A 16,977-nucleotide genomic window follows, 5' to 3' on the forward strand; every position below is an offset into this window, starting at 1 on the left:
AAATTATTTTATAGAGTTGGGCATTAAGCCTTTGCTTAAACATTTAATTAACTGGATAAATAATGCAATTAACTGGATGCGCAATAAATTGCTTAGGTGGAAAATTCCTCGGATTTTATGGGGGAGTATTCCTGTAGTACTCCTTGGACTTTCACTTTTCTGTATTCTAGGAAATGATAAAGATTTCCGTTTTTTTGACATTTCTACAACTGGTCACTTTCTCGACCTTGTCAAAATTTCCGCACTTTCCGCATTTATCGCCTATGTGTTAATATTTTCAATTACTCAAGGTGTTGTTAATAAGATTGCTTATAATCTATATAATAGAAGTAGGAGTAATGATGGATCTTTAGTATCTGTTGCTATTCATTCTATATATGGATGTCTTTTTCTGTGCGTTTTGATTATTGCTATATCTTCTCATTTCGCTGAATGGTCGCACCTGAGAGGGCAAATGATTACTGCTGCAGGGACCTTCTTTGCCGGCGTAGGAGCTCTTGTTACTCTCATATTTACATACCGTATTCATAGAGAGAATAAAGACGTTGAGACAATCCGAGATCTTAATGAAAGACTCTCCAATATATTAAATATTCGTTACGCTAATGATAATAATGAAGGGAAGGCCTCAAGTTATTTTCAACTTGCTGGATTATATAAAGATTGGGGATTGCTAGGAAGAAATTCCAAAAATATTGAGAGTCAAATAAATGTACAACAAAATAACATACTAAAACTTATTTTTGGCACAGTCTCTGTTGAAGAGGATTTTTATAATCCTTCTGAGTCTGGTTCTTCTAAGTCCTCTAGCCAGGGCAACTCATCTGATCCCTCTGCGAATGAGTCTGGTTCTTCTAAGCCCCCTATCGAGAGCAACTCCTCTAATCCCCCTGCAAATGAGCCTGGTTCTTCTAAGCCCCCTATCGAGAGCAACTCCTCTAATCCCCCTGCGAAAGACGATACTTATAAAACTTCTAAAAATAATGAGGTTTACTGGAGGCCCCTTACTGAAGTAAGGGCATTAAACTCTGTGATTAATGATATTTTTCCAAAGAAGTCTGACAGCAAGAATATTGACCACGGAACCTTTGATTTAAGGTATGTCAATCTTAGCGGACTGGATTTTTCAAACTGCTTCTTCCCTCCAGGGTCAAAATTTTTTCAGTCTGATTTCAAAGGTTCATCCTTGTGCCGCATGGAACTTCCTGGCATGGAACTCCAAAACATGAATTTATCAGAGACTAATCTTTGGGGTGCAAACCTAGAAAACGCAAAACTTTCTTATACAAATCTTGCGTATGCTGAGCTTCAAGAAGCAAATCTAGTATGTGCAGAAATGCGTCGAACAAATTTAAATGATGCTGATTTGCAGGACGCGAAAATGATGGGTGCTAATCTCGAGAACGCCGCAATGGTTGATGCGGATTTAGAAGGGGCAAAATTAAGTGGTGCAGTACTGCGAGGAGCATACCTGCCAGGGGCAAATCTTATGCGTGCAGATCTTTCCGGTGCAGACCTTACAAATGCTAATCTTGAAGATGCCAACCTTAAAGGGGCAAATCTCAAAAACGCAGATCTTAATGGTGCAAAGCTTGGTGGAACTTCTCAGTATCTGGAGCCTATGCAACTTTCAGAAGCTAAAAATCTAGAATGCATCTCTAGAAAGAGGATTCGGATTCAACATTTTAATATCCCTAAATCTGATGATCTTCTTGACAAGATAATCCAAGAAGCCCTAAAAATTCAAAAAGATATAGAAGAATAATCCTCCTCAAAACTCGTAGCACTATGCGCACGCGCCTCAAACGCGGTAGCCTATAAACTATGCGCATTGCTCGATACACCAAAGAAGACCAACTACACTTCGGCGTCGTAGAAGGCGCCGAAGGAGAAGAAACCATCACCGAACTCCTCGGAGACCCGTTCTACCGCGGAATCGAACGCTCTAACACCAGCTACCCGCTTCAAGACGTTCGCCTACTCTCACCCATCATTCCGCGTTCCAAAATCATCGGCGCCGCCCGAAACTGGCACGACCACGCCACCGAACTCGGCAACAACACCCCCACTAGCCCACAATTCTTCCTCAAACCCAATACCTCCGTCATAGGCCCTTCAGACCCCATCACTTTGCCAGAATGGTCCGAAGACGTCTCCTACGAAGGAGAACTTGCCATCATCATCGGACGTATCGCCAAATCTGTCACCCCAGAACGTGTACGTGACGTCATCTTCGGGTACACCGTCGCTAACGACCTCACCGCACGCGACGTACAACAAACCGACCTACAATGGGTACGCGCCAAAGGATTCGACGGCTCCTGCCCACTCGGCCCATGGATCGAAACCGACCTCGACCCAGACGCACTCTCCATCAAAACGTGGATTGACGGAGACCTCAAACAAGACGGCACCACCGCAGACATGATTTTCTCAGCCACCGAACTCGTCTGCGCAGCATCCGAAATGTTCACGCTCCTACCCGGCGACGTCATCCTCAGCGGAACACCCGAAGGAGTCGGCACCTTGCACGAAGGAAACGAAATTGAGATTGAAGTCGAAGGTATCGGCTCACTGATTAACATCGTTCGCCGCTAACACGCACTGTTCGCGGTATATTCACCATCTTGTATCGACTAAGAAAGAACTGTAAAAACACCCCATGACAGATATGACCGTCAAACTCAACAACCCCGCCGAAACCCGCGTACGATTCTGCCCCTCACCAACAGGCACACCCCACGTCGGCATGGTACGCACCGCATTATTCAACTGGGCGTACGCACGCCACACCGACGGTAAACTCATCTTCCGTATCGAAGACACCGACGCCGCACGCGACTCCGAAGAATCCTTCAACCAAGTACTCGAATCCTTGCACTGGCTCGGAATCGAATGGGACGAAGGCGTTGGTGTCGGTGGCCCGCACGCACCCTACCGTCAGTCAGAACGTGGAGAACTCTACCAAGACGTCATCAAAAAACTCGTAGACGGCGGATACGTCTACGAAGATTTCTCCACCCCAGCAGAAGTAGAAGAACGTCGCCGTGCCCGCGGAGAAGACCCAAAACTTGGGTACGACAACTTCGACCGCAACCTCACCGAAGAACAAAAAGAACAATACCGTGCTGAAGGACGCCAGCCCGTTCTGCGTTTGCGTATGCCCGATGAAGACATCACCTTCAACGACCTCGTACGTGGCGAAATCACCTTCAAAGCCGGCACCGTACCCGACTATGTGGTGGTTCGCGCCAACGGCAAACCGCTTTACACCCTCGTTAACCCTGTTGATGACGCTCTCATGGGTATCACCCACGTGCTTCGTGGCGAAGACTTGCTTTCTTCCACACCGCGTCAGATTGCGCTTTATCGTGCGCTCGTGCAGGTTGGTGTGGCACAGTTTATCCCTGAATTTGGGCACCTTCCATACGTGATGGGTCAAGGCAATAAGAAACTCTCTAAACGAGACCCAGAATCAAACCTGTTCTTGCTACGCGATAGCGGCTTCATCAAAGAAGGCCTGCTCAACTATCTCGCCCTGCTCGGCTGGTCACTCTCACACGATGAAGACATTTTCACTATTGATCAGCTCGTAGAACACTTCGACGTTAAAGATGTTCTCGCTAACCCGGCACGTTTTGACGTGAAAAAAGCTGAGTCCATTAACGGTACGCATATTCGCCGTCTCGATGCCGAAGACTTCTGCCACCGACTCGTCCCATATCTACACGCTGGGGGAGTGCTACCTGTCGAAACGTTTGCAGAGCTTTCAGCAGAACAGCAGAACATTTTGACCGAAGCTGCACCACTGGTTCAAGAGCGCATGCAACTGCTCGGCGAAGCACCCGGTATGCTCGGGTTCTTGTTCATTGCTGATGAGCAGGTCACTATTGCTGAGGACGCTCGTAAACAGCTCAAAGAGTCTGCCCCCACCGTGTTGCAGGCTGCGCTAGATGTGCTCGAACCTCTCGAAGATTTTACGGCAGAGAACATTCAGCAAGTGCTTCGTGAAGCCATCGTTGAGGGCCTTGAGATTAAGCCTCGTTTGGCGTTCGGCCCGTTACGTACCGCCATTTCGGGTGCGCGTGTTAGCCCACCATTATTTGAGTCAATGGTGATTCTTGGTAAAGAATCTTCGTTGAATCGTTTGCGCGCTTTGCACACAGACCTCAGCGCATAAAAACGCAACCGCACCTATTGCACGGTGCACCGAATATGTGCGGGCAATAGGGGAATGCGCCCTCATGCCAATGCCGGTATGAGGGCGCTCCTGCTATGAAAAGGGTGCACCCCCTTCAACACTAAAATGTGACACATGTCTATGTTCTTTAATTTGCGTGAGTAGAAAAACTCGTATAGAGTTATTACTCGTTGCGAAGATGAGTTCATCTGAGTAGCACATAATGGGATATGGTGTAATTGGCAACACTACGGTTTCTGGTACCGTCATTCTAGGTTCGAGTCCTGGTATCCCAGCGATATTTTCTCTCCTTACGGAAGAAAATATTTTCGGCCCCATCGTATAGCGGCCTAGTACTCCGCCCTCTCACGGCGGCAACACCGGTTCAAATCCGGTTGGGGTCACAGGCTAAAACCCTCCAATGTTCTCATTGGAGGGTTTTTCTATACCCCCAAAACAGCACTCTTCAAAACAGCTATCACCCTGTGACGCAGTTCATGATGGTTTGAGTTGTAGCAAACACAAAACACCTAGTAGACTACACAGGTAGGTCACAGACCATACGGCCCCATCGTATAGCGGCCTAGTACTCCGCCCTCTCACGGCGGCAACACCGGTTCAAATCCGGTTGGGGTCACATACTAAAACCCTCCAGCCCTATGGTTGGAGGGTTTTTCTTATATGTTTTAACAAACAAAAAACCTCCACCCAAGAACCACAGCAGAACACCCAACAGCCGGTAAGATAAAGCTGTGGAAAAAACAAACACAACACCTCGCACCGCACCAAACATCACAGCAGAACTCGACGCCATGCGCCGAGCACGAGACACACTCGAAAACATCACGCTGCCACTAGAAACCACCGAAATCGACGAACACCGTGCACTACTGAAAAAAACACGCACCCAACTCGACGACTACGTACTACCACGCCTCGCCACACTCGACGCACCACTAACCGTCGTCGTAGGCGGCTCCACAGGTGCCGGCAAATCAACACTAGTTAACACCCTCCTTGGGCAGGCCATCACACGCTCCGGCGCAATACGCCCCACCACACGCCAACCCGTCCTCATCCACCGCGAAGAAGACGCACCAGCACTCACCCCAGAACGCATCCTGCCACACCTCGAACGCATCCAAACCCACGACGGAAAACTCGTCGGAGCAGACCCAACACTCACCGACCAAATCTACACCGTCCAAACACAGAACATACCCGCCGGTATCGCCCTCATCGACGCACCCGACGTAGACTCCGTCAGCGAAGACAACCGCCGACTCGCAAAACAACTACTCTCCGCCGCAGACCTCTGGCTCTTCGTCACCACCGCAAACCGCTACGCCGACGCCGTACCCTGGGAACTACTCACCGAAGCCGCCGCACGCGACATCACCATCGCCGTCGTACTCAACCGTGTACCAGAAGGCGCAGAACAAGAAATTGAAGAAGACCTCCGCCACATGCTACAACGTGCCGGAATCACCCCAGCACACCTACTAACCGTCAACGAACAAGAGCGCGACGAACAGGGCATGCTCTCACGCATGAGCATCACCCCACTGATTTACTGGCTCAGCGAACTCGGCGCAAACTCCGAAGAACGCACCCGCATCGCACAACAAACCCTCGAAGGAGCGATACGAACAGCCGCCACCCGTATCGAAGCCCTCGCACACGCCCAAGAACAACAACACGACACCGCTCAACGACTCACCTACGCCGTTGAAGACTCCTATATTCAAGCCGTCAAAAACGTTATCGAATCAACACAAGACGGCGCGCTCCTACGCGGAGAAGTACTCTCACGCTGGCAAGACTTCGTTGGCACCGGAGAATTCTTCCGCAACATCGAAACCAGTATCGGACGACTGCGCGACAGAGTCTCAGGGTTCTTCAGAGGAAAACCCAGCCAAGCCATCGTAGTTGAACAAGCACTCGAAGTCGGCTTACACTCAGTGATCGTAGAACAGAGCGCACAAGCGGCAGAAAACGTGCAACGCCGCTGGAACGAAGAACGCGCAGGGCGAGCACTCCTTGCCGGAGAAGACCTCGGAAAACTCCCTGAAGACCTCCCTGCAACTGTTGCCGAAGAAATCCGCCAATGGCAACAAGACATCATGAAAATGATGACAGAAGAAGGCGCAGGCAAACGACAACGCGCACGCTTCCTCTCCCTTGGAATCAACGCCGCAGCCGTTATTCTCATGGTTGCTGTCTTCTCTATGACAGGCGGGCTGACCGGAATTGAAGCCGGTATTGCCGGCGGTTCTGGTGTGGTTGGCACTAAACTCCTCGAAGCAGTCTTCGGAGAAGACGCCGTACGACGTATGGCTCAAGGGGCACGTAAAAACCTCGAACTACGTATCCAAAAAATCTTCTCAGAACACGCCACCACCTTCATTCAAAAAATTGATGAGAACCACCTCGGAGCACCCACCGACGAAGTGCAAGAAGCCGCACACACTGTTGCGCAGGTTGCTCAACAACTCAAAAGGGGACGCTAAACGATGCCCGCAACGCGAGAAAACCACATGACCACACTCTCCGCTAGAGTTGACGCACTCAACCATGCTGTAGAACAAGGCACCGGACGCGTCGCACCCGAAACGCTCACCTATGCCCAAGACGTTCTCGACCGCACTAAACGCCGCCGAGAACTCTCCTCAGAACACACCGTCATTGGGTTCTTTGGGGCAACAGGTTCGGGAAAGTCATCCCTTTTCAACGCCGTCATTGGTGAAGATATTGCCCGTAGTGCAGCACGACGACCCACCACCTCCACCGCGCAAGCAGCTATCTGGGGTGAAGAAGGCAGTGAACAACTACTGAACTGGCTAGAAGTAGAACACCGCGTTGTGATGGACACCCACCCCGAACACGCTGTGCAAGCACTCAACCAAGCCGATATTCCGCTATCGCACGGGCTGTGGAATAAAGTGCGCTCTGCCATCGGTAAAAGCGCCACCGAAAAACGCTCCGGCGGGCTCATCCTCCTTGACCTACCAGACTTTGACTCCGTCGAAAAAGCGAACCGCCGTATCGTGGAACGTATGGCAGGGTGCGTGGACGTGCTCGTCTGGGTTTTTGATCCACAAAAATATGCTGACGCCGTCATTCACCACGAGTTCATTGCACCCATGGCAGAACACGGTGCGGTCATGATGGCTGTGATGAATCAGTCCGATAAGTTACATGCTGAAGAAATACCAGCTGTTCTCGACTCTCTCGAACGTCTACTTGCAGAAGACGGGCTGAGTCGTTCACTCTTGAGTAAACCCCTGGCAGTCTCGGCACGAACCGGTTATGGTATCGAATCGTTACGCGGGGCGCTTGGTCGAGTTGCCGCCGAAAAATCAGCGGCTCTAGAACGTATCGACGCAGACCTCGACGCCGTCCACCAAAAACTTGGTGAATACGACGGCGGAGGATACCCCGACGGTGTGACCGGCACCGGCGTGCGTCTGCTAGATCATGCGCTCTACGAAGCTAGTGGTGCACCCGCTGTTGTGAAAGTTGCTGAAAAATCTTATCGACTGCACGCAAGCGCACATACCGGTTGGATTGCAACCCGTTGGATGCTCAAATTCAAACCAGACCCTCTCAAACGACTCAACTTACATCGTGCTGGTGAAGAGAAAACACTCACCCGTTCATCGTTGCCACCGATGAATGAGACGCAAAAGTCAGTGATGAGTTCGGGGATTCGCCGTTTTGCAGATGGTGTCTCGGAAGGGGTTGGGCAGCCGTGGAGTCATAGTATTCGTGAAGCGGCTCGCTCCCGTCAAGAAGAACTTCCTCAAGCGCTTGAACGGTGTATTGCTACCACCGACTATCAGGCTCAGAAAAAACAGTGGTGGTGGCATCTGCTGAACATGGTGCAGTGGCTCGCGCTCTTTAGCGCGGTTGCTGGTCTGCTGTGGCTTACCGTTTTAGCGTGTGCCGGATATTTTCAGCTACGCTTACCAGCCCCACCCTATGTGGAAGGGGTCCCGTTCCCGCTCCCCACATTATTGGTGTTGACCGGTATTGGTTTGGGTTTGTGCGTTGGGTTATTGGGGCGTTTCTTCTCGTGGATAGGGCAGAAGTTCTATGCGCGAAAAGTGTCTCGTCAGATTGCTGGTAACATTGCCCATGTCTCTGAAGAGTACATTGTTGATCCTGTACGTTCGGAGGTCAGCAGACATGCCTTGTTCTGTGAATCTTTAGAGCAGGGGCAACGCTAAAAAATATTGAGGAGCCGTCGTGCCTGAACAAGAGATAACGTTACCGAAGGAGCTTTCTATCCGCTTATATGAAGAGCGTGATGAGCTTTCTTGGGTGCGTTGTCGTCTCCTCTCCTTTTTAGATTGCAGTTATTTTGACGACGTACACCGCTACCGTGAACTCTACGAAAACCCTGCCGTCTGTGTGGTTGCCACTCGTGGTGAACACATTGTGGGATTTTTAGATATTGAGTATGAAGAAGTCGCTGGGCAAGTGTGTAGCACCGAGGGGGAGCGTGGCGGTGTGATGTGGCATCTTGGTGTTTTGCCAGAATACCGTCAGATGGGTGTTGCCACGAAAATGTTTGAGTTCGCGTGTGAACGTTTACGTGCTGCCGGCGTTTTTCGCATTCAAGCGTGGACTCAAGACGATGTTCCCGCGAACTCTTGGTATCGTGCTCAAGGATTTGAACAATTTACCGCGCATTTGAATGTGTTTGCGCGGGGTCTTATAAGCAAGGGACAGATGAGTGACTTGCTACCTGGTATTGAAGATTCGTGGAAGTATCTTCCGCATATTCGTTCGCTGAACTTTGAGGCCCCTTGTGAAGCGCGTGAAGAGTTAGAGCGGCTTAGCTACCGTATCCATGAGGTGCGTGGCTATGAGTTGAATCTACAACCTGAGACCTCGTCGAATATGTAGAGGCGTGCTAAAACTTTTTTGATAACGCTACGGCACCCCTGTTGGCGTGTATTTTCCTTTGTGAAAGTTTCTTGGAAGATACACCCTTGGGGGTGCCGTAGTTTTTTGTCTCGTAGTGTTTTAGGAGGCGTTGCGTAGCGCGTCGGTTAGTTGTGCTGCGGCTTGGCAGACAACTTCTGCGTGGAGTCGCCCCGGCTGACGGGTGAGACGTTCAATAGGGCCAGAGATAGAGATAGCGGCGATGACTTTGCCGGTTGGTCCGTGTACAGGTGCCGAAACTGAGGCTGTGCCGCGTTCTCTTTCTCCTACGGATTGTGCCCAGCCACGTCTACGAACTGCCGCTAACATGGTGGCTGTAAAGCGTGCGTTGCGTAGGCCTTCAAGAAGTCGAGAGTGCTCTTCCCATGCGGTGAGTATTTGTGCGGCGGAGCCTGCCTTCATGGAAAGTTGTGTTCCTACGGGGATGGTGTCGCGTAGTCCGATGGGGCGTTCTGCTGAGGCGACGCATACACGCCAGTCTCCTTGACGGCGGTACACCTGAGAACTTTCGCCGGTAACGTTTCTGAGGTTGTTGAGGATAGGGCCGGCAGCACTAATGAGGCGGTCTTCGCCGGAGGCGGAGGAGAGCTCGCCAATACGTGGGCCGAGGGCGAATCGTCCTTGGGAGTCTCGTGAGACGAGCCGGTGGTGGACGAGTGCTACTGCTAGGCGGTGTGCGGTAGGGCGAGCGAGCGCGGTTGCTTCAACGAGTTGGGAGAGGGATGCAGGGCCAGACTCGAGTCGGTTAAGGATGGCTGCTGCCTTGTCGAGAACTCCTACCCCTGAGGATGTTTTGAGTTCTGGTTTGTCGTTGGTCATGGATTCCTCCAAGTGTGTAGCGTGGGGGACGCTTGATAGGTGCTTCATAGGTAGAGGTTACATAATCAGCACCATGATAGATATTTATGCATGTGTAGGTAAAATTATTACATTCTCAATATGTGATATGCAAGTTCATTTTATGGAAAGTTCCACTCTTTCTCGACAAAATATAAACAACATCACCACAGCACAAGGAAAAACCATGAAAGAAAGCACCCCAGACGCCCACATACACACACCCCGCACCCTCGCCGAAAAAGTATGGCAAGCCCACACCGTCGTCACCGGAGACAACGGAAAACCAGACCTACTCTACATCGACCTCCACCTCGTCCACGAAGTCACCTCACCCCAAGCATTCGAAGGCCTACGACTCGAACAACGCCCCCTACGGAGACTCGACCTCACCATCGCCACCGAAGACCACAACACACCCACCGAAAACATCTTCACCACCATCGCCGACCTCACCTCACGCACCCAAATCGAAACACTCCGCAAAAACGCCCAAGAATTCGGCGTACGCATCCACTCACTCGGAGACATCGAACAAGGCATCGTCCACGTCGTCGGCCCCCAACTCGGACTCACCATGCCCGGAATGACCATCGTCTGCGGAGACTCCCACACCTCCACCCACGGAGCATTCGGCGCACTCGCCTTCGGCATCGGAACCTCAGAAGTCGAACACGTCATGGCAACACAAACACTGCCACTAGCACCCTTCAAAACCATGGCCATCAACGTCGAAGGCACCCTCAAACCAGGAGTCACCGCCAAAGACATCATCCTCGCCGTCATCGCCGAAATCGGCACCGGCGGAGGACAAGGCTACGTCCTCGAATACCGCGGCTCCGCCATCCGCTCACTCTCGATGGAAGGACGCATGACCATGTGCAACATGTCCATCGAAGCCGGAGCACGCGCCGGAATGGTCGCCCCCGACGAAACCACCTTCAAATACGTCAAAGGACGCGAACACGCCCCCACCGGAAAAAACTGGGAAGAAGCGCTCGCCTACTGGAAAACCCTACCCACCGACGAAGGAGCCGTTTTTGACCGAGAAATCTTCATTAACGCAGACGAACTAGAACCCTTCGTCACCTGGGGAACCAACCCCGGACAAGGCGTACCATTATCACACAACGTGCCACATCCCGAAGACTTCGCAGAAGAAAACGACAAAGTAGCCGCAGCGAAAGCCCTCGAATATATGGGACTCACCGCAGGCACCCCCATGAAAGACATCCCCGTAGACGTCGTATTCCTCGGCTCCTGCACCAACTCCCGCATCGAAGACCTACGCGCCGCAGCAGACATCATTAACGGACAAAAAATTGCCCCCGGTGTGCGTATGATGGTCGTCCCCGGTTCCCAAAAAGTACGTGCACAAGCAGAAGCCGAAGGCCTCGACAAAATCTTCCAAGACTTCGGTGCAGACTGGCGTTTTGCCGGATGCTCCATGTGCCTCGGCATGAACCCCGACCAACTCGCACCAGGGGAGCGCTGCGCCTCCACCTCCAACCGAAACTTTGAAGGACGCCAAGGCAAAGGTGGACGCACCCACCTCGTCTCACCATTAGTCGCAGCAGCCACCGCCATCCGCGGCACACTCAGCTGCCCCAGCGACCTCTAAGCCCAACACCACACAACTAAGCCGCCCAACGCACAAGGAACACAACACCGATGGAACCCATCATCAAACACACCGGAATCGGAGTACCACTACACGCTTCCAACGTAGACACCGACCAAATCATCCCCGCCGTCTACCTCAAACGCGTCACCAAAACAGGATTCGACGACGCACTCTTTGCCAACTGGCGCAAAGACGAAAACTTCATCCTCAACCAAGAACCCTACAAACACGGCAGCGTACTAGTTGCAGGCCCCGACTTTGGCACTGGTTCTTCCCGTGAACACGCCGTATGGGCACTCAAAGACTATGGGTTCAAAGTCGTTATCTCCGCACGCTTTGCCGACATCTTCCGCGGAAACTCCGGAAAACAAGGACTGGTCGCCGCCCAAGTACGTCAAGATGACGTTGAACTTATCTGGAAAACCCTCGATAACGAACCCGGTACAGAAATTACCGTAGACCTCGAAACTAAAACCATTACTTGCGGGGCACTGACCGTACCTTTCCACATCGACGACTACGTCCGTTGGCGTCTCATGGAAGGACTCGACGATATCGGGCTCACACTCCAACACGAGGACGCCATCACCGAATACGAAAAAAACCGTCCAGCATGGCTACCTAAAACCCAATAAAATAGGTAACACCATTTTGTGCCAACATAAAAGGGGACAACCTTTACCCTCTTGATAAAGTTCACAGTGTACCGAATAGCACCCAAAACCCCTAAAAACCCGTGAAAAAATGTCATGAGAACGGCTTTTTGATATTGAACACTCAAACTAAACACAAAGACAGGGCACTCATGACTTATTGTTAAGTAAAGTTCACTGTAGTTTTATGTGGACGACTCTTCACACGAGAGTCCAAAAACATAGGCACAGCACCAAGCTATGCCGGATCGCTCGCACATAAAGAACATCCGGTTCTTACTTATACGATTGGAAGCATATGATCAGCGCACTGCGAATTGAAGGTGGAACCCCACTAGTAGGTGAAGTGAAAGTACGCGGAGCTAAAAACCTCGTACCTAAAGCAATGGTTGCTGCTCTCTTAGGCAGCTCACCTTCTCTATTGCGCAATGTTCCAGAAATCAAAGACGTCAAGGTCGTTACCGACCTCGTAGAACTACACGGCGTCACCGTCGAACACAACCGCGAAACCGGTGAACTAACACTCGACCCAAGCAACGTCTCCCGCGCCGAAAACGCAGACATCCACGCACACGCAGGAGACTCCCGCATCCCCATCCTGCTCTGCGGACCACTACTACACACCCTCGGCGAAGCCTTCATCCCAGACCTCGGTGGCTGCCGTATCGGTGACCGCCCCGTAGACTTTCACTTCAAAGTGCTTCAAGACTTCGGCGCAAAAATCGATAAGCAAGAAAACGGCATTTCGATTAAAGCGCCTAAAGACGGCCTCAAAGGTAACACCATTGAACTCAGCTACCCATCTGTAGGTACCACCGAGCAAGTTCTGCTCACTGCAGTCCTCGCACAAGGTAAAACGGAGCTTAAAAACGCTGCTGTTGAGCCTGAAATCATGGATCTTATTGCCGTCTTACAGAAAATGGGCGCGGTCATCACCGTCGAAACAGACCGCCAAATTATCATTGAAGGCACCGACCGCCTCGAAGGCTACACGCACGATGCACTACCAGACCGTAACGAAGCAGCATCATGGGCATCTGCAGCTCTTGCAACCGGTGGAGACATCTTCGTACGTGGTGCAAACCAAAAAGACATGAGCACCTACCTCAACGTCTTCCGTAAAATGGGTGGCGGTCTCGACATCCGCACCGACGGTATCCGTTTCTATCACCCCGGTACTGAGCTTAACCCGCTTGTTCTGGAAACTAACGTTCACCCCGGCTTCATGACAGACTGGCAACAGCCCCTCGTCGTCGCGATGACCCAAGCGCAAGGTGTCTCTGTTCTTCACGAAACCGTCTACGAAAACCGTTTCGGCTTCACCGACGCACTCATCAAGATGGGCGCAACCGTACAAGTTCACCGCGACTGCCTTGGCCCTACCGAATGCCGTTTCGGAAATAAGAACTTCCGCCACTCCGCAATCATCACCGGAAAATCAAAACTTCACGGTGCAGACATCAACGTCCCAGACCTCCGCGGTGGCTTCTCTCACGTTATCGCTGCACTTGCTGCAGAAGGCACCTCAAACGTCACCGGAGTATCTGTTATCTCCCGCGGTTACGAACACTTTGGTGACAAGCTCACAGCCCTTGGCGCAAAATTTGAGGTTATCGACTAACATGACAGGTTCACAGCCACGGCAAGCATTGACAGGACTTAAACCCACTCCTTCTGGTGACGCACTATACCGCGTACTAGGACACAGTGCACGAGTGCTCTACCACTGCTTAATGGGACTGAAAATCGAGGGAATTGAAAAACTCCCACGAGACCGCGGATACCTCGTCGTCTCTAACCACCTTTCAGAAGTAGACCCCATTACGATTGCCTACCCTGTGTTCCTCACCGGAACTTTACCCAGATTCCTCGCAAAAGAATCACTCTTTAGAGCACCCGTCATCGGCTGGATTCTTCGCAAACTTGCTCACATCCCCGTGGCACGAGGATCCATCGACGCGCGTAAATCATTAGAGACCGCGCAAAACGTGCTCGAATCTGGGGGAGCCGTGGTTATCTACCCTGAAGGAACTCTCTCCGAAGACCCCCAAGGGTGGATGATTGCAGCACGAACCGGCGCCGCACGACTCGCCTTCGCAACAGGAGTTCCTGTCTACCCCATCGCCCACTGGGGAGACCAAGAATTTCTATCCCCAACAGGTAAGTTCCGCCCTTTCCCTCGTAAAAAAGTGCAGGTTAAAATCGGTGACCCTATCGACTTCTCTGACCTTCAAGGAAGCAGCCCAGCAGCGGCACCCACTAGAGAAGACCTCACCACTGCCACAGAGCGTATGGTCTCAGCCATTACCGCACTATTAGAAGACATCCGAGGTGAAAAAGAGCCAGAAGGGCGCTGGAACCCCATCACCAGACGGCGCGAACTACCCGGAGAAAAACATTAGGAGAACCATGAGCGTTGCCCCAGCTACCACAGCCCAAAACACCAACAACATCCGCAAAATTGCTGTTCTTGGCGCCGGTAGCTGGGGCACTGCTTTTGCTAAAATCACCGCAGACACCGCACGCGAAAAGAACAGCGGAATACAAACCATCCTCTGGGGACGAAACCCCGAACGTATGGAACAATGCCGTGCTACACGGATGAACACCGCATACTTTCCACATCTCGTGTTGCCGGAGAACCTAGAGTACACCTCCAACATCTTGGAAGCCTTAGCCGGCGCAGACATCATTGTGCTAGCAATACCAGCACAATCATTGCGTGAACAGCTCAAAAACTTCATCACACACATTCCTCCACATGCGATTCTGATATCACTTGCTAAAGGGTTAGAACAAAACACTGGGCTAAGAATGTCCGAAGTGATTGTTCAAGTTCTTGAAGAAGCTGGAGACCCGCACGCCATCGAACGCGTAGCTGTGCTCTCAGGCCCCAACCTCGCCCGAGAAATTGTTGCAGAACAACCGACAGCTTCTGTTATCGCCGCACACCACGAAACTACTGCAGCTCTACTGGCTGAACTATGCAACTGCTCATATTTTCGCCCCTACACAGGAACCGATATTATTGGTGTAGAAATAGGCGGAATTGTCAAAAACATTATCGCCTTATGCGTGGGAATCTGCGAAGGAAAAGACTACGGAGATAACTCCAAAGCATCAGTGATGACCCGTGGCCTTGCCGAGACTACCCGCTTAGCAGTAGCACTCGGCGCAGACCCCCAAACATTGAGCGGACTAGCCGGTATGGGCGACCTCATCGCAACCTGTTCCTCTTCTCTCTCACGAAACCACACCGCCGGGCGACTACTGGCTGAGGGAGTACGACCAGAACAACTCAATGAAGTAATGACACAAACTGCAGAATCTATCAAGTCGGCTGCAGCCGTCGTCGAACTTGCCCATCAACACCACGTTGAAATGCCTATCTGTGAAGCTGTCGTGGCAGTATTGAACGGAACCCTGACCGTTGAAACTCTCGCCCCACGACTTCTTGGCAGAACCCTCAAACACGAGAACCATATCTAATGGTAGAATCGTGTAGATTTGTACCCTACGAAAGATTTTGAGAAGATCTATGTCCTCTATCAATAATTCGTCGAAGATAACTGTTGCACTACTCGCTGGCGGGGAGTCTCACGAGCATTCGATTTCTCTTGTTTCAGCCCGCGGTATTCTTAACGGTTTGAATCCTGAACTTTATAATATCGTCGTTATCGGCATCACCGAAGAAGGCCGCTGGTATTTAAGCTCTCCTGAAGAAATCAACAAGCTCGTGAACGAAGCTGAAGAAGAAACAGCTCGAACAGGTGAAGAAGTCAAAGCGTACTTCCGCGGTTCACAAGAACAAGTTTTCCTTCCCCTCGGTAAAGGCGACTCAAAACTTCGTCTATGCTCAGAAGGTTCCACAGAACTTCGTCTAGGACCTAGTATCGACGTCGTATTCCCCGTCCTGCACGGACCCTTTGGCGAAGACGGAATGGTACAAGGTTTACTTGAAATGGCGCATCTTCGATATGTCGGGTCTGGGGTCACTTCTTCCGCTGTTGGTATGGATAAGCACTTCATGAAAGTTGTGTTTGAATCTGCTGGATTCAATGTTGGGCCTTATATGGTGGTAACGCCCCGTCAGTGGGAGATGCACCCCGAACAGACTCGACAAGAGATCAACAAACTTGGATATCCAATGTTTGTTAAACCAGCGCGTGCTGGTTCCTCCTACGGAATTAGCAAAGTTGAACGTGAAGCAGACCTAGACGCCGCTATTGCCGAAGCACGAAAATACGACCCCAAAATTATTATTGAAGCAGGTATTGACGGGCGTGAAATTGAATGTGCCGTTATCGATGGTACTCTCTCAGAACTGCCGAAAGCTTCTTTGCCGGGAGAAATCGATGCAGAAAAAGGTTTTTATGATTACGAAACAAAATACGTTCGTAAAACAGCTAATATCAATTGTCCCGCAGATTTACTGGAACCTGCACGAGAGTGTATTCAGGATTTAGCAGTTAAAGCTTTTCTTGCTTTAGACTGTGAGGGTCTTGCACGTGTTGATTTCTTCTATACTCCAGAAGGAAAAATTATTATCAATGAGCTTAATACTATGCCGGGCTTTACAGATATAAGCATGTATTCGAAAATGTGGGAAGCAAGCGGACTCAAATACACAGAAGTTATTGATCGTCTCATCAAGTTGGCGCTTGAACGCGAACTCGGTCTACGCTAAAAATAAAGCGCGCCACGATAACGGCTAATACGCTACTTATCAGGAG

At 51.0% G+C, this 16,977-nt stretch carries 13 protein-coding genes and 3 tRNA genes; 15 read left to right on the top strand and 1 reads right to left on the bottom strand.

The genetic code is table 11. From position 1 onward, the window contains the following. The 9 genes from ACN08X_RS02355 to ACN08X_RS02395 form a co-directional block, all read left to right on the top strand. Positions 1 to 1,765 (top strand): pentapeptide repeat-containing protein (locus tag ACN08X_RS02355; RefSeq protein ID WP_419107784.1); only part of this gene is annotated, 1,765 nt, incomplete at its 5' end. A gap of 59 nt (positions 1,766 to 1,824) precedes the next feature. Further along, positions 1,825 to 2,598: a fumarylacetoacetate hydrolase family protein gene (locus ACN08X_RS02360; RefSeq protein ID WP_419105958.1), complete on the top strand. Its 774-nt coding sequence runs from the start codon at positions 1,825 to 1,827 to the stop codon at positions 2,596 to 2,598. Between the two features lie 64 nt (positions 2,599 to 2,662). Then, a complete protein-coding gene (gene gltX / locus ACN08X_RS02365; protein ID WP_419107785.1) occupies positions 2,663 to 4,180 on the top strand; it encodes a glutamate--tRNA ligase in 1,518 nt (505 codons plus the stop codon). A 224-nt stretch (positions 4,181 to 4,404) separates the two neighbouring features. Next, positions 4,405 to 4,476 (top strand) — tRNA-Gln (locus tag ACN08X_RS02370). Positions 4,477 to 4,511: 35 nt separating this feature from the next. Beyond that, positions 4,512 to 4,584: transfer RNA gene (locus tag ACN08X_RS02375), tRNA-Glu, on the top strand. A gap of 160 nt (positions 4,585 to 4,744) precedes the next feature. Beyond that, positions 4,745 to 4,817, top strand: a tRNA-Glu gene (locus tag ACN08X_RS02380). A 115-nt stretch (positions 4,818 to 4,932) separates the two neighbouring features. Then, positions 4,933 to 6,690: a dynamin family protein gene (locus ACN08X_RS02385; protein WP_419107786.1), complete on the top strand. Its 1,758-nt coding sequence runs from the start codon at positions 4,933 to 4,935 to the stop codon at positions 6,688 to 6,690. A gap of 27 nt (positions 6,691 to 6,717) precedes the next feature. Beyond that, on the top strand, positions 6,718 to 8,409 hold the full coding sequence (locus ACN08X_RS02390) for a dynamin family protein (RefSeq protein WP_419107787.1): 1,692 nt from the start codon (positions 6,718 to 6,720) through the stop codon (positions 8,407 to 8,409). A gap of 19 nt (positions 8,410 to 8,428) precedes the next feature. Beyond that, positions 8,429 to 9,091 (top strand): GNAT family N-acetyltransferase, encoded by a 663-nt coding sequence (locus ACN08X_RS02395; RefSeq protein WP_419107788.1) that lies wholly within the window; start codon positions 8,429 to 8,431, stop codon positions 9,089 to 9,091. A 120-nt stretch (positions 9,092 to 9,211) separates the two neighbouring features. On the opposite strand, the gene ACN08X_RS02400 is transcribed toward ACN08X_RS02395, so the two are convergent. Beyond that, the gene (locus tag ACN08X_RS02400) at positions 9,212 to 9,949 is read right to left on the bottom strand and encodes an IclR family transcriptional regulator (protein WP_419103718.1); all 738 of its coding nucleotides are present in this window, start codon (positions 9,947 to 9,949) and stop codon (positions 9,212 to 9,214) included. Between the two features lie 205 nt (positions 9,950 to 10,154). Between ACN08X_RS02400 and leuC the strand changes: the two genes are divergently transcribed. The 6 genes from leuC (at position 10,155) to ACN08X_RS02430 (ending at position 16,931) form a co-directional block, all read left to right on the top strand. Further along, positions 10,155 to 11,588 carry a 3-isopropylmalate dehydratase large subunit gene (gene leuC, locus ACN08X_RS02405; RefSeq protein WP_419107789.1) on the top strand — a complete coding sequence of 478 codons (1,434 nt, stop codon included), beginning with the start codon at positions 10,155 to 10,157 and terminating at the stop codon, positions 11,586 to 11,588. A gap of 50 nt (positions 11,589 to 11,638) precedes the next feature. Then, entirely contained in the window at positions 11,639 to 12,226 is a 588-nt protein-coding gene (leuD, locus tag ACN08X_RS02410; RefSeq protein WP_419101419.1) for a 3-isopropylmalate dehydratase small subunit, read from the top strand. Positions 12,227 to 12,542: 316 nt separating this feature from the next. Continuing rightward, positions 12,543 to 13,865 carry a UDP-N-acetylglucosamine 1-carboxyvinyltransferase gene (gene murA, locus ACN08X_RS02415; protein WP_419107790.1) on the top strand — a complete coding sequence of 441 codons (1,323 nt, stop codon included), beginning with the start codon at positions 12,543 to 12,545 and terminating at the stop codon, positions 13,863 to 13,865. Between the two features lies 1 nt (position 13,866). Next, complete coding sequence (locus ACN08X_RS02420) at positions 13,867 to 14,646, top strand: lysophospholipid acyltransferase family protein (protein ID WP_419105950.1); 780 nt, start codon at positions 13,867 to 13,869, stop codon at positions 14,644 to 14,646. A 7-nt stretch (positions 14,647 to 14,653) separates the two neighbouring features. Continuing rightward, on the top strand, positions 14,654 to 15,733 hold the full coding sequence (locus tag ACN08X_RS02425) for an NAD(P)H-dependent glycerol-3-phosphate dehydrogenase (RefSeq protein WP_419107791.1): 1,080 nt from the start codon (positions 14,654 to 14,656) through the stop codon (positions 15,731 to 15,733). 49 nt (positions 15,734 to 15,782) lie between these two features. Continuing rightward, positions 15,783 to 16,931, top strand: a complete 1,149-nt coding sequence (locus tag ACN08X_RS02430; protein ID WP_419107792.1) for a D-alanine--D-alanine ligase family protein — start codon at positions 15,783 to 15,785, stop codon at positions 16,929 to 16,931. Positions 16,932 to 16,977 lie beyond the last annotated feature (46 nt).

Source organism: Rothia sp. P6271 (genome assembly GCF_048512995.1).
Taxonomy (GTDB): domain Bacteria; phylum Actinomycetota; class Actinomycetes; order Actinomycetales; family Micrococcaceae; genus Rothia.

Coding starts and splice junctions, on each gene's coding strand:
- ACN08X_RS02360 (WP_419105958.1), top strand. CDS start 1,825: ATGCGCATTGCTCGATACACCAAAGAAGACCAACTACACTTCGGCGTC.
- gltX (WP_419107785.1), top strand. CDS start 2,663: ATGACAGATATGACCGTCAAACTCAACAACCCCGCCGAAACCCGCGTA.
- ACN08X_RS02390 (WP_419107787.1), top strand. CDS start 6,718: ATGACCACACTCTCCGCTAGAGTTGACGCACTCAACCATGCTGTAGAA.
- ACN08X_RS02400 (WP_419103718.1), bottom strand. CDS start 9,949: ATGACCAACGACAAACCAGAACTCAAAACATCCTCAGGGGTAGGAGTT.
- leuC (WP_419107789.1), top strand. CDS start 10,155: ATGAAAGAAAGCACCCCAGACGCCCACATACACACACCCCGCACCCTC.
- leuD (WP_419101419.1), top strand. CDS start 11,639: ATGGAACCCATCATCAAACACACCGGAATCGGAGTACCACTACACGCT.
- murA (WP_419107790.1), top strand. CDS start 12,543: ATGATCAGCGCACTGCGAATTGAAGGTGGAACCCCACTAGTAGGTGAA.
- ACN08X_RS02420 (WP_419105950.1), top strand. CDS start 13,867: ATGACAGGTTCACAGCCACGGCAAGCATTGACAGGACTTAAACCCACT.
- ACN08X_RS02425 (WP_419107791.1), top strand. CDS start 14,654: ATGAGCGTTGCCCCAGCTACCACAGCCCAAAACACCAACAACATCCGC.
- ACN08X_RS02430 (WP_419107792.1), top strand. CDS start 15,783: ATGTCCTCTATCAATAATTCGTCGAAGATAACTGTTGCACTACTCGCT.